The sequence below is a fragment of the Pseudarthrobacter sp. NPDC092439 genome (assembly GCF_044754945.1).
In the GTDB taxonomy this organism is placed as follows: Bacteria; Actinomycetota; Actinomycetes; order Actinomycetales; family Micrococcaceae; genus Arthrobacter.
Genome location: NZ_JBIVQB010000002.1, coordinates 478526 through 503132 on the forward strand (window position 1 = coordinate 478526; position 24607 = coordinate 503132).

At 64.4% G+C, this 24607-nt stretch carries 19 protein-coding genes and 1 pseudogene; 12 read left to right on the forward strand and 8 right to left on the reverse strand.

Annotation, left to right across the window (positions count from 1 at the left end; translation table 11 throughout):
- Positions 1–19 precede the first annotated feature (19 nt).
- From ACIQCM_RS07120 to ACIQCM_RS07130, 3 genes are all read right to left on the reverse strand, one after another.
- On the reverse strand, positions 20–532 hold the full coding sequence (locus ACIQCM_RS07120; protein WP_400605096.1) for an OsmC family protein: 513 nt from the start codon (positions 530–532) through the stop codon (positions 20–22).
- Between the two features lie 61 nt (positions 533–593).
- Positions 594–1295 carry a cache domain-containing protein gene (locus ACIQCM_RS07125; protein WP_400605098.1) on the reverse strand — a complete coding sequence of 234 codons (702 nt, stop codon included), beginning with the start codon at positions 1293–1295 and terminating at the stop codon, positions 594–596.
- The gene (locus tag ACIQCM_RS07130; RefSeq protein ID WP_400605100.1) at positions 1292–2047 is read right to left on the reverse strand and encodes a FadR/GntR family transcriptional regulator; all 756 of its coding nucleotides are present in this window, start codon (positions 2045–2047) and stop codon (positions 1292–1294) included. Before ACIQCM_RS07130 ends, ACIQCM_RS07125 begins: the two co-directional genes overlap by 4 nt.
- Before the next feature lie 257 nt (positions 2048–2304).
- Here ACIQCM_RS07130 and ACIQCM_RS07135 point away from each other — a divergent pair, with 257 nt between their 5' ends.
- From ACIQCM_RS07135 to ACIQCM_RS07170, 8 genes are all read left to right on the forward strand, one after another.
- A complete protein-coding gene (locus ACIQCM_RS07135; RefSeq protein ID WP_400605102.1) occupies positions 2305–3840 on the forward strand; it encodes an APC family permease in 1536 nt (511 codons plus the stop codon).
- A gap of 19 nt (positions 3841–3859) precedes the next feature.
- The gene (locus ACIQCM_RS07140) at positions 3860–4465 is read left to right on the forward strand and encodes a dimethylamine monooxygenase subunit DmmA family protein (RefSeq protein ID WP_400605104.1); all 606 of its coding nucleotides are present in this window, start codon (positions 3860–3862) and stop codon (positions 4463–4465) included.
- The gene (locus ACIQCM_RS07145) at positions 4462–5433 is read left to right on the forward strand and encodes a PDR/VanB family oxidoreductase (RefSeq protein WP_400605106.1); all 972 of its coding nucleotides are present in this window, start codon (positions 4462–4464) and stop codon (positions 5431–5433) included. Before ACIQCM_RS07140 ends, ACIQCM_RS07145 begins: the two co-directional genes overlap by 4 nt.
- Before the next feature lie 9 nt (positions 5434–5442).
- Entirely contained in the window at positions 5443–6537 is a 1095-nt protein-coding gene (locus ACIQCM_RS07150) for a heme-dependent oxidative N-demethylase family protein (RefSeq protein WP_400605108.1), read from the forward strand.
- Between the two features lie 309 nt (positions 6538–6846).
- On the forward strand, positions 6847–7194 hold the full coding sequence (locus ACIQCM_RS07155) for an HPP family protein (protein WP_400605110.1): 348 nt from the start codon (positions 6847–6849) through the stop codon (positions 7192–7194).
- A gap of 83 nt (positions 7195–7277) precedes the next feature.
- Complete coding sequence (locus tag ACIQCM_RS07160; protein WP_400605111.1) at positions 7278–7829, forward strand: hypothetical protein; 552 nt, start codon at positions 7278–7280, stop codon at positions 7827–7829.
- Positions 7826–10708, forward strand: coding sequence for an ATP-binding cassette domain-containing protein (locus tag ACIQCM_RS07165; protein WP_400605113.1), 2883 nt, complete (start codon positions 7826–7828; stop codon positions 10706–10708). Before ACIQCM_RS07160 ends, ACIQCM_RS07165 begins: the two co-directional genes overlap by 4 nt.
- 173 nt (positions 10709–10881) lie before the next feature.
- A complete protein-coding gene (locus tag ACIQCM_RS07170; protein ID WP_400605115.1) occupies positions 10882–11706 on the forward strand; it encodes an alpha/beta fold hydrolase in 825 nt (274 codons plus the stop codon).
- 66 nt (positions 11707–11772) lie between these two features.
- Here the strand turns inward: ACIQCM_RS07170 and ACIQCM_RS07175 are convergent, their stop codons facing one another.
- On the reverse strand, positions 11773–13005 hold the full coding sequence (locus ACIQCM_RS07175) for a saccharopine dehydrogenase family protein (RefSeq protein WP_400605117.1): 1233 nt from the start codon (positions 13003–13005) through the stop codon (positions 11773–11775).
- Between the two features lie 29 nt (positions 13006–13034).
- Positions 13035–16697, reverse strand: a complete 3663-nt coding sequence (gene metH / locus ACIQCM_RS07180; RefSeq protein ID WP_400605119.1) for a methionine synthase — start codon at positions 16695–16697, stop codon at positions 13035–13037.
- 192 nt (positions 16698–16889) lie between these two features.
- On the opposite strand from metH, the gene ACIQCM_RS07185 reads away from it, so the two are divergent.
- On the forward strand, positions 16890–17801 hold the full coding sequence (locus tag ACIQCM_RS07185; RefSeq protein ID WP_400605121.1) for an alpha/beta fold hydrolase: 912 nt from the start codon (positions 16890–16892) through the stop codon (positions 17799–17801).
- A gap of 43 nt (positions 17802–17844) precedes the next feature.
- Here the strand turns inward: ACIQCM_RS07185 and ACIQCM_RS07190 are convergent, their stop codons facing one another.
- The 3 genes and pseudogenes from ACIQCM_RS07190 to ACIQCM_RS07200 all read right to left on the reverse strand — a co-directional run bounded on the left by ACIQCM_RS07190 (position 17845) and on the right by ACIQCM_RS07200 (position 20410).
- Positions 17845–18720, reverse strand: coding sequence for a glycerophosphodiester phosphodiesterase (locus tag ACIQCM_RS07190; protein ID WP_400605123.1), 876 nt, complete (start codon positions 18718–18720; stop codon positions 17845–17847).
- A 257-nt stretch (positions 18721–18977) separates the two neighbouring features.
- Positions 18978–19079, reverse strand: a pseudogene (locus ACIQCM_RS07195) (homocysteine S-methyltransferase family protein); the annotation flags it as partial.
- Between the two features lie 11 nt (positions 19080–19090).
- Entirely contained in the window at positions 19091–20410 is a 1320-nt protein-coding gene (locus ACIQCM_RS07200; protein ID WP_400605124.1) for a hypothetical protein, read from the reverse strand.
- A gap of 147 nt (positions 20411–20557) precedes the next feature.
- Between ACIQCM_RS07200 and ACIQCM_RS07205 the strand changes: the two genes are divergently transcribed.
- The 3 genes from ACIQCM_RS07205 to ACIQCM_RS07215 all read left to right on the forward strand — a co-directional run bounded on the left by ACIQCM_RS07205 (position 20558) and on the right by ACIQCM_RS07215 (position 24242).
- Positions 20558–20797 (forward strand): hypothetical protein, encoded by a 240-nt coding sequence (locus ACIQCM_RS07205; RefSeq protein WP_400605126.1) that lies wholly within the window; start codon positions 20558–20560, stop codon positions 20795–20797.
- A gap of 185 nt (positions 20798–20982) precedes the next feature.
- A complete protein-coding gene (locus tag ACIQCM_RS07210) occupies positions 20983–22953 on the forward strand; it encodes an N-6 DNA methylase (protein ID WP_400605128.1) in 1971 nt (656 codons plus the stop codon).
- The gene (locus tag ACIQCM_RS07215) at positions 22950–24242 is read left to right on the forward strand and encodes a restriction endonuclease subunit S (protein WP_400605130.1); all 1293 of its coding nucleotides are present in this window, start codon (positions 22950–22952) and stop codon (positions 24240–24242) included. Before ACIQCM_RS07210 ends, ACIQCM_RS07215 begins: the two co-directional genes overlap by 4 nt.
- Positions 24243–24607 lie beyond the last annotated feature (365 nt).

Genomic DNA, 24607 nt, shown 5'->3' on the forward strand with positions numbered 1-24607 from the left:
GCTTCGGCCCAGACCTTGCCTAACCGATCCGGAGGTCCAACTCCACGGGGACTGCCCGGCGGACAGCATCATCGACGGGGCAATGCTTCAGGCCCCACTCGACAACCTCCCGGACGGCAGCCTCATCGGCGGCAGGTCCCACCCGGACTGCCACTCGGATACTGGCCGGGCCGGCGCTGACGCCTTCGGAGACGCCGAGAATGCCCCGGTCGTCGGACTCACTGTCCACGTCGACCTGGAGTCCGGGCAGTTCCACGCCCTGCTCAGCAGCGCGCATGGCCATAAGGGTGGCGGCGCAGGAGGCATAGGCAGCGCGGAAGAGCCATCCGGGCGAAGGTGCCGAACCGGTTCCGCCCACGCCGGCGACCATATCTGTCTCCAGGGAGAAGCCATCCGTGCCAGTAACGCGGACCCGGAGGCCCTCCACCACAACGGCGGAGGCGACGGAATCGCGGTAGCGGGCCTCATCGGTATGGGCGCCCAGATATTCCCTGGCCGACTTGATTGCCTCGGCAATTCGCGAGTTGCTCATCGGTCTCCTCCGATTGGGTCCTTGTGCCGCTGGCGCTCGTTCGTCTCGTGCTCCCGCTCGCCTAGCGGGAACCCAGCAGCGAGAGCCCGAGATGCGGTGCTTCAATGGGGAGCAACTGTTTGTTGCCGGGGATACTGCGGATTCTCTCACCGACCAAATAGGCGCCGGAATTTCCCACGATGACGCGGCGGCTTTCGTTTAGCAATGCAGCATCTCCCGGAATGGCCCGCAAGACAGGCATGAAGATGGCTTCAAGCTGGCGAATCCGTATGTCGCAGCCAGCCACCCCAACAAAGCGCCCGCCCACGTGTACAGGTGCGGTGTGCGTCAGGATGTACTCGTCCAAGCCTAGGTAGTCGACGTAAGGACCCCAGAGTGAATGCTCCCCTGTCCGGCTGGCCGACGTGAAAAAGGGCATGTTCTGATAGTCGTAGAAGCGTTCACCCCCAGGCGTGAGATCAAATTCCAACTTCTCAATGCCCTGCTCCTTCCTGGTCCACCACTCAAGGAAGCCGTCGCGGTTTTCAATCGCGTCGGCCGAGAAGATAACCCCTGCGCCAACGACGAAACTGTGACCTTCCAGGAATTCCGTCGCTATTTTTTCCAAGTGCGCTACGTCCCTGGGAGCGATTTCGAGAGGCATCCGCCGATCGTGCCAAATCGACGACACCTGCACCGCGCAGTTGTGAACATCAAGGCTGAGGGTGTTCATCCATGCTGCAATTTCCTTGGCGGCTTCAACCGCACCGGTGTAAGTTGTCATGCGCGCTCCTGCCTCGGGTATCCCAGCGACAACTTCGCATCCACCAGATGGTGGACGTCATGTCGGATATGCGCCAGCACCAATTGTTGAGCGTTCTCAGGCGCATCGCTCGCGATGGCGCGGGCCAGCGCGAGATGCTCAGCCGCCACTTGCTCCGGGTCGCGGACCATGGACACGGCCGACCAAAGCGCCTGCACCGTTTCGGCCTGTAGTCGAATCTCAGCGTTCATGAGCCTGGGCGACTGAGCCAACACTGCCAGTTCAATATGGAATCTGCTGTCCGCACGGGCGCGCAACTCCGGCTTGTCCGTCATAACAACGGCCCGTGCAAGATCCAGGAGCCGGTTCGCCTCGTGGGGTTCTGCCCGCTCGCACGCAAGTCTTACGGTCGCTGCGGCAATCGCAGCATGTTCGTCGCCAACGTCCCGGATCTCGGCGATGGATGTGTCCCGGAACCAGCTCCTGATGACATCAGCCGATGTGAACGGCTGCTTGACGATGAAGGTTCCTCCGCTGCGCCCTCTGCGAGTGGCCACGATCCCTTGATTGCGAAGATCGGACAGCGCTTCCCGGAGGGTGGAGGGCGCGACGCCGAACATTTCTGACAGTGCCATCTCAGGGGGCAGCCGTTCACCAACTTTGAGGAGTCCCAGTGAGATCGCTTTGGAGATCCGGTTGACGATGGCTTCCGACCGCTCCGTTTCCGGCAGCGACCGGTACACCTGAGCTTGAAATGCGGTTGTAGATGCCAACACGACTCCATCGGAATAGGGACCTCGGCAGCACCGCCAGGGACCTGGCCTTCCCAGCGGATTTGCTCTGTGTGCAGTCTACTGCAGCTCAATAAAAACCACGGAAACCATGACATTAGTCGGAGCCTCAGTACGTTGGACCCCCTAAAACAAGCGGATAAGCATCCGGCTATTGCGCTTCTAAAGATATGAAACTAGGGTTTTTAGCACGTGGTCTCGCTCACAGGTAGGTGCGCGACCGAACCGAAGGAGTCTAAATGCGTGTAGAGGTGCCCGAATCTGCCGGGGAGGCTGGCGTCGACGAAGACGCCAGGCACTTGGCCAGCCTTGGCTACTCGTACGACCGGCAGTTCAAGCGGGAGATGACGTTCTGGGGAAACGTGTCCCTGGGCTTCACGTACCTGTCGCCGGTCGTGGCTATCTATTCACTCTTCGCACTGTCCCTCAGCGTCGCGGGGCCGCCGATGTTCTGGTCTTTGGTGATTGTGGGGGTCGGGCAGCTTCTCGTTGCGACCGTATTCGGCGAAGTGGTCGCAGCATACCCGGTGGCCGGCGGCGTCTATCCTTGGTCACGCAGGCTGTGGGGCCGCAAATGGGGCTGGATGAGCGGCTGGGTTTACCTCGTGGCGCTACTCACCACCATCGCGAGCGTCGCCTATGGCGCCGGACCTTTCCTGAGCACTCTCATCGGCGTGGAAAGCACCGTCGACGCCACTGTCATTTCCGGCCTCGTAGTCATCGCCCTGGCCACCATCCTTAATCTCGGCGGTACCAAGGTGCTGAACGCCGTGGCAATGATCGGTCTCCTGGCGGAACTCGGCGGTGCCCTGGTCGTCGGTACTTGGCTGCTCGTTACAGCCCGACAGCATGATCTCAGCGTCCTCTTTAACGCGTTCGGTGCCGGGGAAGGCAGTAACTATTTCGTGGCCTTTGCTGCTGCCGGCCTGATTGGCATCTTCCAGTACTACGGATTTGAAGCCTGCGGCGACGTCGCCGAAGAAGTCCCCAACCCTGGCCGGACCATCCCCAAGGCGATGCGGATGACCATCTACATTGGCGGGTTCGCGGCCATGTTCGTGTGCCTGTCCCTGATCCTGGCTGTTCCCGACTTCACCGCCGTAATATCCGGCGCGGACGCCGACCCCGTCGGAAACATCCTCGTCTCAGCCTTCGGCCCGGTTGGCTTCAAGGCAGTACTCGCCGTCGTTCTTGTCTCGTTCCTTTCATGCGTGCTGAGCCTGCAGGCAGCCACCTCCCGGCTTGCCTATTCAATGGCCCGGGACGGAATTCTTCCGGCCAGCACGCTTCTGAGCACCTTCAGCGAGTCCCGCCGCGTACCGCCGTATGCCTTGCTTCTGGCGGGCCTGGTCCCGGCACTGATCGTCATCGGATCGAAGGTTTCCAGCGACGCCCTGACGGTCATCATCTCCTTTGCTGCCATGGGCATGTACATGGGCTTTCAGATGGTGGTCCTTGCCTCGCTCAGGGCGCGCCTCCTCGGATGGAAGCCGAACGGGGCCTTCCAGCTTGGCGCCTGGGGCATCCCGGTCAACATCGCCGCTCTCATCTGGGGCGTGCTTGGAATGGTCAACATGGCTTGGCCGAGGACACCGGAGGACGGCTGGTTCGCCAACTATGTCGTCCTGATTTCCGCCGTCACCGTCGTCGCCATCGGCCTTGCCTACATGGCCTGGAAGAAGCCGCACCTCAAGGGTGACGCTCCGGCCGCAGACGCCGTTCCTGGCACCGAATCCACGCCCGCACTGGCGTCCGCCACCCGACGGCCTTTTTAGTGCGACAGGTAGCAGACCCATGTTAATCACCGGAATAAAGAGCCGGCCCGTGTATGACGAGCTGGCGCCAATGGCAAGCGGACTCCACCACATCGCTGCCGCCCAGGGCAGTGGCGGCAAGCCCTTGATTCGCCTTCTGGAAGCCATGACTCCAGGTCAGCTGGCCACCACGACTGTCCTGTACTCCACGGAATCATTCACAGGGCAGAACTATCTGGCCGATATCCAACAGTTCAAGGTATGCGATCTCATCGTGTATTCGAGCAACGCCGATGCCGTCCGCGCACTCGATGGCAAGCTCGCGACAGCACAGATGGGCACCCGCCTGTATGTTTCGGGTTCGGAGGGGTTCATCGGGACCTCAATGCAGGTTGCCACCGCTTACGGCATGAACCGGGACGAAGTGCTGCGCGAGCACGCGGGTTCCTTTGTCAGGCGCGTGTGGTGCGCGCACTGTGGGCATTACTCGGAGAATGTCACCCGCAGGGTCTTCAGATGTCCAGGCTGTGAACGCAGCCTGGTCGTCCGCGACCACTACTCGGGGCGTCTCGCCGCGTTCCAGGGAGTCAAAGCCGACGGCGAAGTCCCCGGCGAACTGCCGGATGATGAGGAGCTGGACACATGAGCGGCGCACACCACGGAGCCCTGCAACTCAAGGTCAAGCGTATTGAGGAGCTCACGCCGGAAATCAACAGGTACACCTTCTGCGCTGCCGACGGGTCCTGGCTGCCGCCCTTCTCCGGCGGCAGCCACATCACGATCCTCATCCCAACCGATGGCGAGACCAAACGGAACGCATATTCGCTGATGAGTTCGCCGTATGACACCAGCGAGTACCAGATAGCTGTCCGCAGGGTCGACGAGGGTAAACGCGGCTCCCTGTCCATGCACAGGAACGTCCGTGAGGGGGACGTGTTGCTTGCTTCCATTCCGGCGAACCTTTTCCCGGTCTCCAAGCACGCCAGGCACCACCTCTTTATCGCCGGCGGCGTAGGCATAACCCCAATCTATGCGCAGCTTGATGAACTAAGCCTTAAGGGAGGCGAGTTCGAACTCCATCTGGCGGTCCGGGGGCCGGAACATGCGGCCCTGGGACATGAGCTAAAGGAACGGTACGGCCAGAGGGTTGCCCTCTACGGCGATGACGGCCGGTCCCGGCTGAACGCCATGGACATACTGGCGGGACGCCCCCTTGGTACGCATGCGTATGTTTGCGGGCCAGCAGGCATGGTCGACGACGTCATCGAGGCGGCCCATGTCCTCGGGTGGACCGACTCGAACATCCACTTCGAAAGGTTCGAGGACCTCGGCTCAACCGGTGATCCGTTCACCGTCACCCTGGCCCGTTCGGGGGCCGTGATCAAGGTGTCCCCCGAGCAGTCGCTCCTGGAAGCGGCAGAAGAAGCCGGCCATAAGCTGCCCTATCTGTGCCGTGGAGGCGCATGCGGCGAGTGTGAAACCGAGGTTCTGGAACTGGAAGGCACCATCGACCACCGGGACGACTGGCTGTCCGAATCGGAACGCGCCACAAACAAGCTCATCATGCCGTGCGTTTCCCGCGCTACCTGTTCAAAACTCATCATCAACGCTTAAGGGACCACCATGACCGCAATTTCCGAGTCAGCTCAATTCAAAACGGATGAGACGTACACGCCGGACGGGGAGTACCGGTTTCATAACTCCCGCGAGGCCGTCCGCCGCCTCCCCTTCCCGTTCCCGGATGACAACTACATGTACTCCATGAACCTGGAACCGCACGTACCGGCAGGCGACGGAGCGCTGAGGGCCGCATTCGATATCGATGAACACTACGTTTCCGAATGCGCCCACCGCGCCCAAATGCTGAAGGACATGCCAGGCGTCCATTACCTGGCGCTGCCCCACATGCTGGAAGCACAATGGGACCTGCTTGAGCTGATCTTCGAGTCGTACGCCAGGGATTTCCCCGAACACTTCACACTCACCAAGAACGGGAATGAATGGCGGTGGCAGAACCGGCTCCTTGGCATCGATGATTCGTTCACTTTCGGCGATCCCGCCACCTTGCCGATGGAGCCGATGGAGTACGCCACGCGGCAGGCGCAGGGAGAGTTCGTGGTGCTCGAAGAGCGGGACAACACCCTCGTCATCGGCGCGGGCATGACTACCCAGCGGGCCGACTACTCACTGCAGTTCAACCTCGGCATGAGCTTCTTCGAATTCCACGGACCCGTTCCGAAGCTTCATGAGACGGGCATCCTGGACAGGGCCCTTAAGTTCCTGCTCCGAATGAAACCGGGCCATCCCGTAAGGCGCGTCAATTGGTCCCTCACGGTTCATCCGCGCCTTGAAACCTCAGTAGAAACGCTTCCGGAATGGGCGCCGGACCGCGCCACTGTCACCGCTGACAACGCGGGCGAAAAGGTGTACCTGCGCATCGAACTGCAGCCCCTGCACCGGCTTCCCCGTTCAAACGCCATAGTCTTCCCCGTCCGCACTTATCTGGTCAGCCTCGCTGAACTTGTGCAGCACGCTCCGGATTGGGCAAAACGCATGCACCGTGCCCTGGCCTCCCTGGACTCCGAACTCGTCGATTACAAGGGCTTCCACCGCTACCACGCTGCTGCGGTCGAGTGGCTGGCAAGGCATGACGACGGCGCGCCCCTCGCGACCGGCTACCCCTGGGCCCCGGAAGGTATCCAGCCCGGCGTCGAATAGCCCAACAAGGGCGAAGCAAGGCAGGAGCACCAGCCGCACCAGGTTCAGCGCCGCGGCTGGTGATCCGTCCTGCCTGTTCAGGGCACGCTAGCCCATCCGTTGCCGGATTCCGGAGGAAAACCTATGTCCGCTACCCTTCCTGCCCGGCCGGCCACTGGTCCTACAAAGCACCCATCACGGTGGTCGTCACAGGCTCCTGACCGGCCTCCTGCGGCGAACGTAGTTGCAGCAACCGTTACCAGCCTCGTCGCGCTGGCCTGCCTCGTGTTGCTCGGTAATGTGTCGGGCCACCTCCTGCTAATCCCACCGATGGCTGCCTCGATGGCGCTCGTGGCCGCGGCACCCCAATTGCCCCTCGCCCAGCCCAGGAGCGTCATCGGGGGCCAGGTAGTTTCCGCCCTGATCGGTGTCGGGACGGGACTGGCCAGCCACTCCATCTGGGCTGCCGCGATTGCAGGTGGCTTGGCCGTCGGCGTGACAATGTGGCTGAAGATGCCGCACTCACCCGCAGCCGCCACGGCAGTAATAGGCACCATGCTGACAACAGGACAGGTCTCGTTTGTGGTCTGCACCAGCGTCGCCGCATGCGTGCTCGTCGGATTCGGCATTCTCAGCGCGCGCCTCCGCGGAGCCAGCTATCCCCTCTATTGGCTCTAGGTACCGGCGCCCCCCGACGGGAGGCGACGTCACACAACGCCACGCCATCCCGCTGAGCACCGGCAAAGTCCTACCCTTGACAGGTGACTTTGACTAAGATCCGTACCGCCGCCGTGAGCTCCCTCGCCGCCGCCGGCCTCCTGTTGTCCCTCGCTGCCTGCTCCGCCCCGGCAACCAGCCAATCGCCGTCGTCCGCACCCGCCGCCGCAGGATCCGCCACCGCTTCGGGGCCGTGCGAGGGCGTGCAGGTCATCGTCGATTCCGGCTCGCTGGAGCAGGAGGCCGCGGATACCTCCGCCTGCATCGCCGTGGAAGGCCCGACGGCGGCCGCCAAGGTCCTCGAGGAAGCCAACGTTAAGACGGTGGGCACCGAGGCGTACCCCAACGAACTGGTATGCCGCGTGAACGGCGTGCCGGCTGCCGACTTCGACATCAAGCACAAGGGCGGCACGTACCGCGAAGAGTGCCAGAAGATGCCGGCCGCCTTCGCGTACTGGGCACTCTGGGTCAAGGCGACCCCCGACGCCGAATGGGCCTACGCCCAGGAGGGCCTCGCCACCCTGAAGGTCAGCCCGGGCCAGAGCCTGGAGCTGCTCTTCACGGTCGACGGCGAGCCGGCCGCGCCCAAGGCATGACGTTCCGACCCGCGCCGTTACGCGCGGCGGCGGCCCTCGCCGTCGTCTTCGTCGCGGCCCGGGTCATCTACCGCGTCCTGTTCAACGGGGCGGGGGCCGGCGCCCCGCTGCTGCTCGACCTGCCGCCGGTTCGGCTGCCCGCCCCTTACGCCCACGTGGTCCTTTTCGGCCCGGTGACGGGTCAGGGCCTGTGGGACGCGGCCTTGTCCGCCGTGCCGATCGCCGGGATCATTTTCGCTTTCGGCGTCGTCAATGCGTTCGTGGACATCTCCCGCGGCTTCCTCTTCCTGGCCCGCGGCGGCCCCCTGCAGGGCATGGGCCGGATGCTGGTGGTGGCGTGGGCGGCGCTTCCGGCCCTGGCCGACGCCGTGACCTCCGTGCGGCTCGCCTTCCGGCTGCGGGGCGAACGCTTCGGGCCGCGCGCGCTGGTGCCCGTGCTCGAACGCACACTCGAGCACGCCAGCCGCGTTGCCGCCGCCCTGGAGTTGCGCGGCTTCGGCAGCCGGGCAGCGCACCGGCTCTCAGCGCACCCTCCCTCAGCGCCCCGTACCGTGGACGACGGCGGCGGCCCGCTTCTGGTGCGCGACGCCCGGTTCCGCATCGGTGACGCACAGATATACGTCGCCGCTTTCCAGCCCCCGCCTGGGTCCGTCACCGTCATCACCGGGCCTACCGGCTCGGGCAAGTCCACCCTCCTCCGGGGTATCGCCGGGCTCCTCCCGCACATAGACGGCGGCCAAATCTCGGGCACGGTGCGCGTCGGCGGACTGGACCGCGCTGATACCCCGCCCCGCGACACCGCGGGCGTGATCGGCGTCGTGCTGCAAAATCCCCGCGCCGCCTTCGCCAGCACCCGGGTGCGCGACGAAATCTCCCTCGCCCTTGAGCTGCGCGGAGTTGCGGCCGCCGATGCCAATGCCCGCGTCCTGGAGGTCGCGGAAAGCATGGGGGTCTCCGCCCTGCTGGACCGGAACCTGGGCACCCTTTCCGCGGGTGAGGCGACGCTCGTGGCCATCGCCGCCGCCGTCGTCGAACACCCTGCCCTGCTCCTGGTGGATGAGCCGCTCGCCGATCTCGATACCGCCGCCCGCGCCCGCGTCACCGCCGTGCTGCACTCCCTGGCGCGTGACGCGGGTGTCTGCGTTATCGTGGCGGAGCACCGCCCGGAGCCGCTCGTGCCCGTCGCGGACTCCTGGTGGGCCGTCGACGGCGGCGCGCTGGTTCCAAGTGTCGCGCCTGTGCTGGCGGCGCCGTCGCACCGGGCCGCTGTCCCGCCGCCGGCACAGCCAGCTGATTCCCCCGTGCTGGTTGCCGCGAACCTCGCAGTGCACCGCAAGGGCGAGCCGCTCGTGCGCGATGCGTCCCTGACGCTGCACCGCGGCGAAATCGCCGCCCTGGTGGGCCCGAACGGCGCCGGCAAGTCGTCGCTGCTGGTGGCGCTCGCGCTCCAGGACGGCAAGGCGGGCAGCGGTATCAGCGGGAACATATCGTCCGACGGCGGCCAGGTCGCCCTGGTGCCGGACGCCTCCGACGACCTCTTCACCAGGGATACGGTCGCCGGAGAGCTGCGCGCGGCTGAGCGGCGCCTTGCGCGCCGAAAGAACGGCGGACGGGCCGGGCACGGTTTTGCGGCGTCACACCTCGCGCGGCTGCGCGGCGACGTCACGATCCCCATCGGGCACGAGCATCCCCGGGACCTCTCTGCAGGAGAGCGGAGAATCCTTGCGATCGCGCTGCAGACCATGGACAGCCCGCCGGTGCTGCTGATCGACGAGCCCACCCGGGGGCTCGATCCCGCGGCGCGCACGGCAGTCGCGGCGGCATTGCGGAATGCCGCGGACGCCGGGGCCGCGGTCCTGATCGCCACCCACGACCACGATTTCGCGCACAGCCTCGGCGCGCGGATCCTCCCGATGCGCGACGGCGTCGCACCCGCAGCCCCGCAGGAAAAAGGTGACGGTACTGCAGCCACGGCGCAACAACCCGCGGCACAGGCCATCGCCCTGCCCCGGTTCGACCCCCAGCCGTCAGACACCCCGCCGCCCGCTAACCCGCGCCGGATCCGGATGCCGCGCGGCGCCGAACTCATCATTCTCGCGGCGGCGAACCTCGTTGCCCTCGGCGCCTTCTGCTGGCCCCTGCTCGCAACGGCCCTGCCACAGGATGCGGCAGCAGCGGTTCCTTACGCGGCGCTGGCCATCGCGCCGCTTGCCGTCGTCGCCGTCGTGGTGTCCCTCGACGGTTCGGTTCGCTCGGCACATACGGTGGCGCTGCTCGGTGTGCTGGCTGGGGTGGGGACTGCCGTGCGGGTGGCGAGCACCGGCGTCGGGGGTGTGGAGGCGGTATTCATCCTGCTGATCCTGGCGGGCCGGGCGTTCGGTCCCCGCTTCGGCATGCTGCTCGGCGCGGCCACGATCGCCGTGTCGAGCGCGCTGTGGGGCGGGATCGGGCCGTGGACCCCGTTCCAGATCTTTGCGTGTGCGTGGGTGGGCGCGGGCGCGGGCCTGCTCCCCCGGCGGGTGCGCGGGCGGGCGGAGCTGTGGATGCTGTGCGGCTACGGTGCTGTGGCGTCTTACCTCTTTGGGCTGCTGACCAACCTCTGGTTCTGGCCGTTCGCGGTGGGAGCCGGCACGGGCATTTCTTATGTGCCTGGCGCGCCGCTGGAGACCAACCTGGCCAGCTTCCTGCTGTACTCGCTGGTGACGTCGACGGCGGGCTGGGATACGGTGCGTGCGGTGACCACGATCGTCGGGATCATCCTCGTAGGGCGGGCAGTCCTCGCCGCGTTCCGGCGTGTGAAGCCGGTGTCAGGTGCGGGCGGGCACGTTGCGCGGGATTCCTCCGCCCAGGCCCGGGACCGGCTTCACCTCGGGGTCTGAGGACACCGGACAGCCGACATCATGGTCCCTGTCGGGGAATCGCGTACGCCCCGTCGCATGTGCTGGCTGAATTGATCTCGCCTTGAAGGTCATAGTGCGAGGGATCCTAGGATTCGCTATTTCCTGTGGATAGTCTGGGACAGGACGCCACCCTACGGAGGGTCAGTGAGAACGTGATCGAAGCAGCTGCCGCCGTAATCGGCCGGAACAATGTCACCATATCGGGCCGGGATGACGGGCCCGTGATGATGTTTGCCCACGGTTTTGGCTGCGATCAGGCCATGTGGCGGAAGCTGCTGCCTTATTTCGCTGATAATTACCGGCTGGTGCTTTTTGATCATGTTGGTGCAGGACACTCCGACATCAGCGCCTATGACTGGGAGAAGTACGGGTCCCTGAATGGTTACGCTGCGGACCTGCTGGAGATCTGCGACGCCCTTGAACTTGAGGACGTCATCCTGGTGGGCCACAGCGTCAGCACGATGATCGGCGTGATCGCCGCAGTGCAGGACCCCAACCGTTTCTCCCGCCTGATCCTGCTCGCTCCTTCGCCCCGCCATACGGATGACCCATACGACGGCTACGTGGGCGGCTTTTCGCGGGAAGACATCGAGGGCCTGCTGGCATCCCTGGACAGCGACTACTTTGCCTGGGCCGCGGCCTTGGCCCCCATGGTCATGGGCAACCCGCAGGAGCCTGAATTAGCGGAGGACCTGCGTGCCAGCTTCTGCCGGACAAATCCAACCATCGCGCGGCACTTCGCCGGCGTAACCTTTTTCTCCGACACCCGCCCTGAACTGAAAAAATTGCGCACCAGCTGCCTGATTCTGCAGTGCTCCGACGATCGGCTTGCCCCGCCGGAAGTGGGCGCCTACCTGCACAAAAATCTGGAACAGAGCACCCTGGTGCAGCTCCGGGCGACCGGGCACTGCCCCCACGTCGGCGCCCCGGAGGAGACGGCCCAGGCGATTCTGCACTACCTTGACTCCCGCTCGTGACGGGCGCCGGTCGGGGCGGGTTCATCCAGTGATTGCCCGTTTTCAGGCGAGCTGCAGGATCTGGGTTCAGGCGAGTTTGGTTACTTGGTAGGTGTGCCCGGCCGCACGGAGTCGCTCTATGAGCACATTGCCCAGGGCAGTGGCCGGTGTCAGCGACCCTTTGGCGGTCGGCAGCCGGTCACCGTCGAGGGCAAGAGCGAGTGCAGTCTCCCCTGCCATTACGGCGGTGGCGGCATAGCCGGGATCACCGGGGCCGGCGGCAATCGCCTGGTAACGCTGGCCGTTCCCGGTGCAGGCGGTCACTTGGGAGTGGAACCAGCCCGCGCGCTGCCTGCTGATGCTCGGACCCGTACCCGGTGCCGGGAGACAGCGGTCGAGCACCCGCCGGGTGGGCGGGAACGCCATCGCGGCCGTGAATGCCCGGAGCCCGAGTGCCAGCGCCCTGGCGATGACCGCTCCTGCGGGTCCGGGGGCCACCCCCATCACCTCGCCGTACTGAAGGGAGCGGCCGTAGGCCCAACCCTGCAAGGCGTTGCTGCGGCGCACTATCCGGGTGTTGAACGGGGCCATGACGAAAGGCGCGGTCCAGGTGCCGTCAGCGGAACGGCGCACCGGACCGGCGTCAGGAGGCTGTGGTGTCGTCGGCTCCCGGGCGCGATCGGGGCTCAGGGCGAAGGGGTCCGCGGCTAATGCCCTCAGGGCAGTGCTCGATCGCATCGCATCGAGCTGCCCCCGCATCGATTCGAGCGTGCCACCGCTGATGCCGCCCTTGGCCCTGGCAACGAGTTGGACCTCGGCTAAACCGCCGGCGCCATCGCCCTCTGCCGCCTGATGAAGCAGCAGTACGGCGAGGTCGGACGGCACGGAGTCGTAGCCGCAGGAGTGCACAATCCTGGCTCCGCTCGTCCTGGCCAGAACGTCGTAGCGGTCGATCGCCTCCCGGATGAAGGACACCTCACCGGCGAGGTCGGCGTAGTGGGTACCGGCCCGTGCGCAGGCCTCGACGACGGGCAGGCCGTGTTTCGCGTACGGGCCGACGGTTGTGAAGAGCACGCGGGTGTTCGCAGCCAGGGCGGCGATTGATTCCGGGTCCTCCGAGTCGGCTTCGATGAGGGCCCATCCGTGCGCCGCAGCCGGCAACTCCGACCGAACCGCCTCGAGTCTGGACGTGGACCGGCCCGCGAGTCCGACACGGAAACCGGCCGGTGCATGCTCCGCGAGATAGGCGGCGGTCAGTCTGCCAACGAAACCCGTCGCTCCGAAGAGAACGAGGTCATGTTCCCGAGGTGAATTGTCCATCACTGCAGCCTTTCACAGCGGCATTGCACTCACACCTTGAAGTACTTCGCCTCCGGGTGGTGGAACACGAACGCGTCGGTGGACTGCTCGGGGTGCAGCATCAGCTCATCGCTGAGGATCACGCCCATCCGCTCCGGCTTCAGCAGCTCCGTCACCTTGCGGCGGTCCTCCATGTCCGGGCACGCGGGATAGCCCAGGGAGAATCGTGCACCGCGGTAGTCGAGCTTGAAATACCCTGCCGTGTCCTTGGGTTCCTCGGCGGCGAAGCCCAGTTCCTTGCGGATGCGGGCGTGCCAGAACTCGGCCAGCGCCTCGGTGAGCTGCATGACCAGGCCGTTGAGCTCGTAGTAGTCGCGGTACTGGTTGGCCGCGAACATCTTGGACGTGAACTCGTCGATCTTCGAGCCCGCGGTGACCAGCTGCACGGGCAGCACGTCGATCTGGCCGGACTCGCGGGACTTCACGAAGTCGGCGAGGCACAGGTGCCGGTCGCGGCGCTGGCGCGGGAAGTCGAAGCGCAGCCGGTCGGTGCCGATCGGGCTGCCGGAACCGCCGTCTGGGGCGAGCAGGCCCGCGGTGCCGAGGACGCCGTCGGGGTCTTCACCGTGGTGCAGCACCACCACCTGCTCCCCCTCGGAGACCACCGGGAAGTAGCCGTAGGCGACGGAGGCGTCGAGCATGCCTTCGGCCAGGATGCGGTCCAGCCAGTAGCGCAGGCGAGGCCGGCCCTCGCGTTCCACCAGTTCCTCGTAGGAGGCGCCGTCCTCGCCGCGGCCGGGCTTGAGACCCCACTGGCCCATGAAGGTGGCGCGTTCGTCGAGGAACGCGGCGAAGTCGTGGAGCGCGACGCCGCGCACAATGCGGGTGCCCCAGAACGGCGGCGCCGGCACAGGGTTATCAAGTGCGACGTCGGATCGGCCGGGCATCGCCTCGGGCTCGGTCACCGTGAACTTGGGGCCGCCCTTGTGGATGCGCTTCTTCAGCGGCGGCAGGCCGACGTCGTCCGGGGACTCGCCGCGGGCCACGCGCACCAGCGGTTCCATGAGGGCCAGGCCCTCAAAGGCGTCCTTGGCGTACCGGACCACGCCGTCGAACTGTTCGGCGAGGTCCTGCTCCACGTAGGCGCGGGTCAGGGCGGCGCCACCCAGGATCACAGGCCACTTCTTGGCCATGCCGCGGGACTGCAGCTCGGCGAGGTTTTCCTTCATCACCACGGTGGACTTCACCAGCAGCCCCGACATGCCGATCACGTCCGCATTGTGTTCCTCGGCCGCGGCGATGATCTCGGCGATGCCCTGCTTGATGCCGATGTTGACTACCTTGTAGCCGTTGTTGGTGAGGATGATGTCCACCAGGTTCTTGCCGATATCGTGCACGTCGCCGCGCACGGTGGCGATCACCATGGTGCCCTTGCCGGACGAATCCGACTTCTCCATGTGCGGCTCCAGCAGCGCGACGGCGTTCTTCATCACCTCGGCGGACTGGAGCACGAACGGAAGCTGCATTTCGCCGGCGCCGAAGCGTTCGCCCACCACCTTCATGCCCTCGAGCAGGTGGTCATTGATGATGCCGAGCGGGGTCAGGCCCTCGCTGCGGGCCAGGTCCAGGTCCTCCTCGAGGCCCTTGCCTTCGCCGTCGATGATGCGCCGTTCCAGGCGGGCGCCCGTGGGCAGCGCCGCGAGTTCGGCGGCGCGCTGGTCCTTGAGGGCCGCGGTGTCGACGCCGGCGAACATGTCGAGCATGATAGCGAGCGGATCGTAGGTGGTGTTGCCGTCGGCGTCGTATTCGCGGCGGTCCCAGACCAGGTCCAGGGCTACCTTGCGCTGGTCTTCCGGGATCGAGGCGAGCGGGACGATTTTGGCGGCGTCGATGATGCCGCTGGTCAGGCCCGCTTCGGTGGCCTCGTGGAGGAAGACGGAGTTCAGGACGATGCGCGCGGCCGGGTTCAGGCCGAAGGAGACGTTGGAGACGCCCAGGGTTGTGTTGATGCCGGGGTACTTGGCGGTGATCTGGCGGATGGCCTCGATGGTTTCGATGCCGTCCCGGCGGGTTTCCTCCTGGCCGGTGGCGACGGGGAAGGTCAGGGCGTCCACGATGATGTCCTCGACGCGCATGCCCCATTCGCCCACCAGGGCGTCGACGAGGCGGGAGGCGATGGCAACCTTGCCGTCGGTGGTGCGGGCCTGACCCTGTTCGTCGATAGTCAGGGCAATGACGGCGGTGCCGTGTTCCTTGACCAGCGGCATGATGCGGGCGAAGCGGCTGTTGGGGCCGTCGCCGTCCTCGTAGTTGACGGAGTTGACCACGGGGCGGCCGCCGATGAGTTCCAGGCCGGCCTGCAGGACGGGCGGTTCGGTGGAGTCGATGACGAGCGGGAGGGTGGAGGCGGACGCGAAACGGGAGACGATCTCCTTGACGTCCGCGACGCCGTCGCGCCCCACGTAGTCCACGCAGACGTCCAGCAGGTGCGCGCCGACGCGGATCTGTTCGCGGGCGATGTCCACGCAGTCGTCCCAGCGCTCTTCGAGCATGGCCTGGCGGAAGGCCTTGGAGCCGTTGGCGTTGGTGCGCTCACCGATGGCCAAGTAGGCGGATTCCTGGTCGAAGTTCACGTGCTGGTAGAGGGAGGCGATGCCGGCTTCGCGTTCGGTGGGGACGCGGGCGGGGGCGGGCTTGCCGCCGTTGGAGGCAACGCCGTCGTCCGCGGTTTTACGGGTGCGGAAGGGCGCAAGGCGTTCGACGACGGCGGCCATGTGTTCCGGCGTCGTACCGCAGCAGCCGCCCACCAGGCCCAGGCCGAACTCGCGCACGAACTGCTCGTGTGCGGTGGCGAGTTCGGTGGGGGTGAGCGGGTAGTGCGCGCCGTTGGCGCCGAGGATGGGCAGGCCGGCGTTGGGCATGCAGGCGATGGCAACGGAGGACTGCTTGGAGAGGTGGCGGAGGTGCTCGCTCATCTCGTCCGGGCCGGTGGCGCAGTTCAGGCCGATGGCGTCGACGCCGAGCGGTTCCAGGGCGGTGAGGGCTGCGCCGATTTCGGAGCCCATGAGCATGGTTCCGGTGGTCTCGACCGTCACTTCGACGAAGATGGGGAGGCGGATTCCCTTGGAGACTATGGCCTGCTTGCAGCCGTTGACCGCGGCCTTGGTCTGCAGGAGGTCCTGGCTGGTTTCGATGAGGAACGCGTCTGCGCCGCCGTCGATGAGGCCCTCGGCCTGCAGGGCGAAGGTCTGCTTGAGGTAGTCGTAGCTGGTGTGGCCGAGGCTGGGGAGCTTGGTGCCCGGGCCCATGGAGCCAAGGACCCAGCGCATGCGGCCGTCCGTTTTTTCTGCCGCTTCGGCGCGTTCGCGGGCGATCCTGGCGCCCTTCAGGGCGAGCTCAGCAATGCGGTCATCGATGCCGTAGTCGGAGAGGTTGGACCAGTTGGCACCGAAGGTGTTGGTTTCCACCGCGTCGATGCCGGTGGCAAAGTAGGCGTCGTGGATGTCGGCGATGACATCCGGCCGGGTGTCGTTGAGGATTTCGTTGCAGCCCTCCAGTCCCTGGAAGTCGGTTTCGAGGGTCAGGTCCCGGCCCTGCAGCATGGTGCCCATGGCGCCGTCGGCGATGACCACGCTGTGGTTCACGGCGTCCAGGAGTTCCTGCGCACGGGCAGGGCGGGGCACGGATTCGATGTCGAGCGCAAAGCGGGGCATTTATTCAGGGTACGGGCGGGGGCTTGCAGGGCGGCGCTGTATGTCTGAGTACTACGACGGCGGGCGGCGGGCGGCGGGAGTGGTTGGGCCGGACTGGAGCGCCGTTGCCGTGGGCAGCAGACGCCGCAAGGTCCGGTCCGGTAACGCCGCGGCTCCGAATCCGTAGTAGACATCAGCAACGGAAGGCGGACTTTGGGCGTTCGGCAGGAGTCCGCGGCGTGGGCGGTCACGCTGCGGCGGTACACCATTCCAACAGAGCTCGGCCCCTGTACCGTGCGTGTCCAGCAGGGCTTCGGATACGGGTCTCCAGCGACCGGCGCACCAGAGGTGTACCTGCACGGCGCCGCAGGATCCTGGACCAGCTTCCGGCCGCTGCTTTCCGAAGCATCGCCCCGTGATCGTGTCCTCATTGATCTGCCGGGCTGGGGCGAATCCACGGGGGAAGCCCGGCTGGAACACCTCAGCATCGAGGCGATGGGACACGCCGTAACCGACGTCCTGAACTCGCTCAACTACACCCGGTGGAACCTCGTGGGCCACTCCATGGGAGGCTTTCTGGCTCTGCATATTGCCGCGGCGTGGCCGGAGCAGACCGCCAGCGTCGCGGCCATTTCGCCCACGACGTTCGCCGTGTCTGAGGCCGCCCGAAAGCCACTGCGCAGCCTCCCCCGGTTCCCGGCATTTGTGGGCATGATGCTGATCATGCGCACGCTGGCGGCCCTGGGTCCAGCAGCGCCGGCACTGGTCGGCGCGGTCGGCGCCACGCCCCTGATGAAACTGCTGATGACGCCCTTCTTCGCAGATCCCCGGGGCATCTCCGCCGGGGTGATCCGCAGGCTCGGCCATGACGTCCGCCCTGCCGGTTTCTCCGCGGCTGCCAGGGCAGTGGCGCACTACGACTTTGACCGCTGGCGCGGCATCCGCTGCGCCGTGCTGGCGACGCGCGGGGAAAGTGACGTGTTCACATCGTCATCCGATGTGGACCGGCTGGCCGCCACCGTTCCAAGTGTCCGGGCTGCGGCGATCCAGCATTGCGGTCACTTCGCCAACCTCGAGCAGCCGGAAAAGGTGCTCCGGCTGCTCGAGGACCTGTGGTCAGAGTGACCGGGCAAGCGGCCAATCCAGGAAGGTTCAGCTGCGCGGTCTCCTAGAGGATGTCGCGCAGCACCTGGGGGTAGTTGGTGATTACCCCGTCGACGCCCCAGTTGATGGCGCGGCGCATGTCCTGGCCGCCGTTCACGGTCCAGGTGTAGGTCTTCAGTCCGTAACGGTGGATCATTTCCACGGTGCCCTGAGTCATGTTGCCGAGGGCGGGGTTGGCGGCCTCTGCCCAGGTGGCGGCATCGGCGAGCTGCGCCTCGGTCGGCGCGCCGCCGAAGAGCAGGCCCACCGGTACGTCCACGGCGAGCGTGTCGTACGCGCGCAGCCACAGGTGGTTGAAGGACTGCATCATTACCCGGCCATGCCGCTGCGCGTAGGTGAATTCGGGAAGGGCACGCAGTTCCCTGTCAACATCGATCTCGATGCCCGGGTAGAGCTCGGGCGACTTGACCTCCAGCAGCATGCCGGCCTTTTGGCCCACTGCCTGCATCCACTCTGCGAGGGTCGGCACCCGCTGACCGGCGAACTCGGGCGCGAACCATGAGCCGGCGTCGAGCTGCTTGATCTCGGCGAGGGTGAAGTCGCGGACGTTCCACGGCGCCCGGTCGGGAAAGACTTGCTCGACGTCGGTGGTACGGGCCAGCGTGAGGTCGTGAATGACTATGAGGGCGCCGTCTGCGGTGCGCTGGATGTCGTTCTCCACCACGTCTGAGCCGTGCTTCAGCGCGAGCTCTACGGAGGCGAGGGTGTTCTCCGGGGCCGCCCCGCTCGAACCCCTGTGGGCGATGACCTTGACGCTCGAATCACCCTTGTCCTGGAACGTGCTCTGGGCGGCCTGCGCGGCCGGTGCGATTAACCCACTGAGGGTGGCAATAACGGCCAACCCCGTGACGATGCCTAGCCCGCGTTCTTTACGGCGCATGAATAGCCTCTTTCTGTTTCCAAATCGGCCTGTGCAGGTTTCTCCACCTACGCTCTCGAAACCCTGTGCACTCAAATCGAACTGTCCATGACCGGCAGGTGAACTGTGCCGCACAGCTGCCGCGTTCAGCTTTGCCGTGACGGTCGGCAGCGCTGAGCGGACGACGGCGGGACCTCCCGCCGTCGTCCGCTTCCGTTTCGTCAGGCGTCGGTCAGGGCGGGGCTGCACGGAGATGTCGCCGTGCGGAGGCCTCAGCTGTTGACCGCGGCTTTGGTCTGCAGGAGGTCCTGGCTGGTTTCGATGAGGAAGGCGTCCGCTCACCCGTCGATGAGGCCCTCGAGCTGCAGGGCGAAGGTTTGGTTTGAGGCGGTTACAACCGTAAGTTGGCGGGGCCGTCCTGCTGCCGCGTGATGGTCAAATCCTCAGAAGCCTCGGGTTGAGGTTCCGCTTTCTCAATTTCCCCGGGGCTCTGTCGTCGCGCCTCAATTCCCTGGGCTACGTGCAGGATCGTATCTTCGACAGTTTCCCCGATGGCTTTGGGAACTGAAGCTACCCCTTCGGCCACAGCAGCGGCGGAGTTCACCACGACATCCCCAGCTTTTTGACCAAGGCGGATCACGGATTCATGCCACTGCGTACGCTCGATCGACGCCGGTTCCGGCATACCGAAGGACGAGCTAAAGACACGCAATAGTCGCTGCATTTCCTCAGCGGCAGTGTAAAGCTTTGGCATTTCCAAGGGGTTCGTAATGCGGGTAAAGCTATCCACATCCACCGCTTTTGAAATAGCGTCTGACAAGTTTTGGATTGCCGTGCTGGTGGTGGTCATTCGCTGCTCGCGCGCCTTGGCGATATGCCGCTCGTGAGCCGGGGAGTCCGACCCATCCTGCGCACTTCGGACAGCCTCGAGGGCGTCCATGCGAACCATGTTTGTCAGAGCCACTGCTGCAATGACCAGCCAGTGCTTTAGTTCGCCCCTTGCTCCGATCTCAGCATTGTTGACCCGCTTGCCGAAGTTCTTGACGGTAAGACTGTCGGCAATGGTGTGCAGGTGGTTCAAGGCGACGGCGTGAGCCTGGGCAAGAGCCGCCGCCTGCCCCGACACTTGATCCCAGAGGGCGTCGTTGAGCCGGCCAGTCTCCTCGAAGTATCCAAAGGCCTTGTCTAGGACGTGGGTCGTGCCCTGCACGTTTCCAAGTGCTTCATCACGGCTGTCCCGGATAATCGTGTCTAATTTCGCGTCCACGGCCTGAACAAGTTCGTCGAGTTCTTTAAGGGCCACGCGAATCGCCAAAGTTGCGGCCAGTATCTGCACGTTCGCGGCAGCAGCCGGGTTGACTGGTGAGCCGGCCACCAGTTCGATAATGGTGTCAATTCTGCCATCGGATTGGCGCAGCACACCGCTGACAGTGTCCACTTTTTCCTTGGTGGACCCGAGCAGTTCCAGGTACCGGGCGTAGGACTCGGGAGTCATGTGGAACGAGTTGCCCTCGATATTTGCCGACAAAGCCGTGGCAGCCACCCCAGATATGGCCGCCAGCAGATCCGCCACCCCTGAGCCCAAATTTGAGCGGCGCTCTTCTTTAACGTCCAACTTGCGGAAGAGCTCCGCAATTGCTGTCGGGTCGCCTGCCACCAAGGCATTTCTGCCATCGACGTACAGCGAAATGCCACGGTCATTGTCGGTCATGCCAACATCTTCACACACGCCAGCCATGGCAGGGCCAGCGCCACTTCCGGGTTTCCAGGATCGGCTGCCGAACTGTGTCATCCCGCCGCACGTTCCTCGAGCGCCATCTCGCACGGTGCTAATCTCGGCGGAGCAACCAATCGACATGTGGAGAAGACTGTGGCAGGAGCAACGGACAAAGTGGCAGATGCGATCAAGACCGGCGGCGCGAAGGTGAAGCAGGCTGCTGCCAAAGTGCAGGACTTCGCCACCGACCCCGCAGTGCAAGCGAGGGCGCGGAAGCTCGCTGAAAAGGGCGCCGAAGCCTACCGCATAGCCAACAGCCCAGAGGCGAGGAGGGCGTACCGTCAGGTCGCAGCCTTCTTGAAGAAGACACGCAAGAAGTAAGGCTATTCAGCCAACGCTTCGGAGCCAGCAGCCTCTGCATGCCCACCGACGTCGCCCCTCCCCCATACAATGCAAGGGCAAGTACGTGCGTGATCGATTAAACGCTGCACGGCAATGGGGGCGCCTATGACGTGAGCGGCCAAAGTCAGCGCACCCCACTGTCCGCAGCAAGGAAAGTGGTAACAGTGGCCGGCAACAACAACGCCAACCTGGTGTGGAGCATCGCGAACATCCTGCGGGGCACCTACAAGCCGGCACAGTACGGGTCGGTGATCCTGCCATTCACCATCCTCCGCCGTCTGGACTGTGTCCTCGAGAAGACGAAGGACGCCGTTCTCGCTGAGCAGGAAGCGAAGAAGAACCTCAACATCCCGCTCGACACGTTCCTGCAGAAGGCCTCGGGCCACAGCTTCTTCAACACCTCGAAGTTCAACTTCGCGAAGCTGCTGGATGACCCCACCAACATCAAGGCGAACATCCTCAACTACGTCCAGGGCTTCTCGGAGAACACCCGGGACATCTTTGAACGCTTCGAGTTCCACAAGACCCTCGAGAAGCTGGACAGCGCCGACCTGCTCTACCACGTGACTAAGGATTTCGCCGCGATCGATCTTCACCCGGAGGCCATCAGCAACATTGAGATGGGCCTTCTGTTCGAGGAGCTCATCCGCCGTTTCGCCGAAGCCTCGAACGAGACCGCCGGCGAGCACTTCACCCCGCGCGAAGTCATCCAGCTCATGGTGCAGCTTTTGCTGAATTACGACGACGACGTCCTCAACAAAGAGGGCATCGTCCGGTCCATATACGACCCCACAGCAGGGACGGGCGGTATGCTCACCGTCGCGCAGGAGCACCTGCACGGGATGAACGCGAGCGCCTCCCTCGTGGCCTACGGCCAGGAGATCAACGACGAGTCCTACGCCATCTGCAAGTCCGACCTGCTGATCAAGGGGCAGGACATCTCCAAGATCTCGGTCGGCGACACGCTCGCCAACGACCAGAACATCGGCCAGCAGTTCGACTTCATGCTGTCCAACCCGCCGTTCGGGGTCGAGTGGAAGAAGATCCAGCCACAGATCCAGAAGGAGCACGAGCAGTACGGGTTCGAGGGCCGCTTCGGGCCGGGCCTTCCGAGGGTCAGCGACGGCTCCCTGCTGTTCCTGCTGCACCTGATCCGGAAGATGCGCCCGGCGCACGAGGGCGGCTCCCGCATCGGCATCGTCCTCAACGGGTCCCCGCTGTTCACCGGCGGCGCCGGCTCCGGCGAGTCGGAGATCCGCAGGTACATCATCGAGAACGACCTCGTCGAAGCCATCATCGCGCTGCCCACCGACATGTTCTACAACACCGGTATCGCCACCTACGTCTGGATTCTTTCCAACAGCAAGAAGCAAAAGCACCCGGAGCGCGTCAGCAAGATCCAGCTCATCAACGGCGTGGATTTCTTCCAGAAGATGCGCAAGAGCCTCGGCTCCAAGCGCAAGGAACTCGGCGCCAAGGACATCGAGCGGATCGTCCGGCTTTACGGGGCTTTCGAGGACGACGGCGATACATCCAAAGTTTTCAACAACCAGGATTTCGGCTACTCCACCATAACTGTGGAACGCCCGCTGAAGCTCAACTTCGCCTGCACCCCGGAGCGCATTGAGACTGTCCTGGCGCAGAAGCCAATGGAGAAGCTGTCCGACGACGACCGGCAGCTTCTCGAAAAAGCGCTCACCCGGGTGGGCGAAGGCGAAGTGAAACTGTGGAAGAGCCGCGAGGCGTTCCTCAAGGTTCTCAAGCCCGCCCTCTCCGGTGCCGGCCTCAAGTTGGGCGCGCCGGTCCTGAAGGCGACCCTCGCCGGGCTGTCCGAACGTGACGAGTCCGCCGACGTCTGCAAAGGGCCCAAGGGAACGCCCGAACCGGATTCGGATCTCCGCGACACCGAGAACGTCCCGCTGGGCGAGGACATCCAGGCCTACTTCGAACGCGAAATCCTCCCCCAACTCCCCGACGCCTGGATCGACGAGTCCAAGACGAAGGTCGGCTACGAAATCCCATTCACGCGACACTTCTATAAGTACGTCGCGCCGCGCTCACTGGACGAGATCGACGCCGACCTGAACAAGCTCATTGGTGAAATCACGGCGCTGCTGGCCGAGGTTGAGAAGTGACCTGGTTCGGGAGCACGGAACTCCCGGTTACGACCTTCAAGCAGATGTTCGAGGTTACCTTGGGCAAGATGTTGCAACCCGAAGCCGTGAACGCCACTGACGAAATGAGTCCCTATCTCAACTCCGCGGCCGTCCGAGACGGCTATGTTGACGACTCAAACCTGAAGCTGATGTGGACTTCCTACCGTGACCGCGTGCAACTCAGCCTCAAGGCAAATGACCTCGTTGTATGTGAGGGCGGTGATGTTGGACGCTGCGCGCTGATCAAAGCGGACACTCCAGTGATCTTCCAAAACAGTGTCCATCGTGTCAGGCCGCGACAGGGGAATGACATCCGCTTTGCCAAGTACGTTCTTGACGCTCTACGTAGCAGCGGATACCTGGACGTCCTCTGCAACAAAGCAACCATCCGGCATTTCACGGCCGACAAGCTCGCGAACCTCCCAATTCCATCTGCGAACCGGACTTATCAGAGCGGCGCTTGCGACTTTCTCGACCGCGAGACCGCCCAAATCGACGATCTGATCGGCAAACAGGAGCGGCTGATTGAGCTGCTTGCCGAGAAGCGCCAGGCCATCACGTCGAATTACGTAGCTAAATCAGTCGAGCCAACTGTGGACGAGCCGGGTGTTCGACTGAAACATCTGTACGACGTGGTAGACGAAAGGGCGAATGGCGCCAGTCTTCCCCTCATGTCAGTTTCTATCCATCGCGGCCTGCAGCGACGCGATGAAACCACAGACGATGAGCCGCGAGCAGACGACCTGAGCAATTACAAAATTTGCAGACCTGGCGATGTGGTCATCAATCGCATGCGAGCGTTTCAAGGGGCTCTCGGACACTCTTCTCAGTACGGCTTAATCAGTCCGGATTACTTGGTACTTCGACCGCACGCGGATGTCGAGGCCAGCTGGTTGTCAGCCATGCTTCGATCTCACTGGGCGATTGGACAGATGCGGTCACGCTTACGAGGCATTGGTTCCATTGATCAAGGGATTATCCGGACACCGCGAATTAACGCCTCGGACCTCGGAGAGATCCGAATACGAAAGCCAGAATTCTCCGCCCAGCGCGCCTTCCTGCGAGAAAGCCACGACGCGATCTTCAGGCTGGATCTACTAACAAGGAACGCAGCATCCGCCATATCGCTCCTCCGCGAGCGCCGCGCCGCCCTCATCTCCGCCGCCGTGACAGGCAAGATCTACGTCGAGAAGGGGTCTGGCACCTGGCAAGAAGGCGACGCCAGAGAGGCAAACCCAATCACCGCTCGCCAATCCACGCATAGGTGATAGGTTTTTGGCAGCGAATCTATCACCCATCCTTCCGGGAGACTACGAATGATTGGTTTTGGGCATCGCCGCTCAAAGCCCACGGGCCGTCGTCGTCCGATGAAATTCCTTGGACCCTGCTGATGACCGGAGACCCCTTAAGAGTCACTGAGCTGAATTGTTCCAGCGTTGCGCGGGCTTCGCCGCGCCCCACCTGCATCAGAGGCGCGGCCGAGGATTCGTCAATCCAACGGTGCCCGGCAGGTGGTTGAGGATCAGCAGAAAAAACTTTGTGTTGGAAACCGACGGCGGACTCATTCCTGGCAGGGCCAAACCGTAACGGTGCCGGCTTCTTATACGCACCGGCGGGCAACACATCGACAATT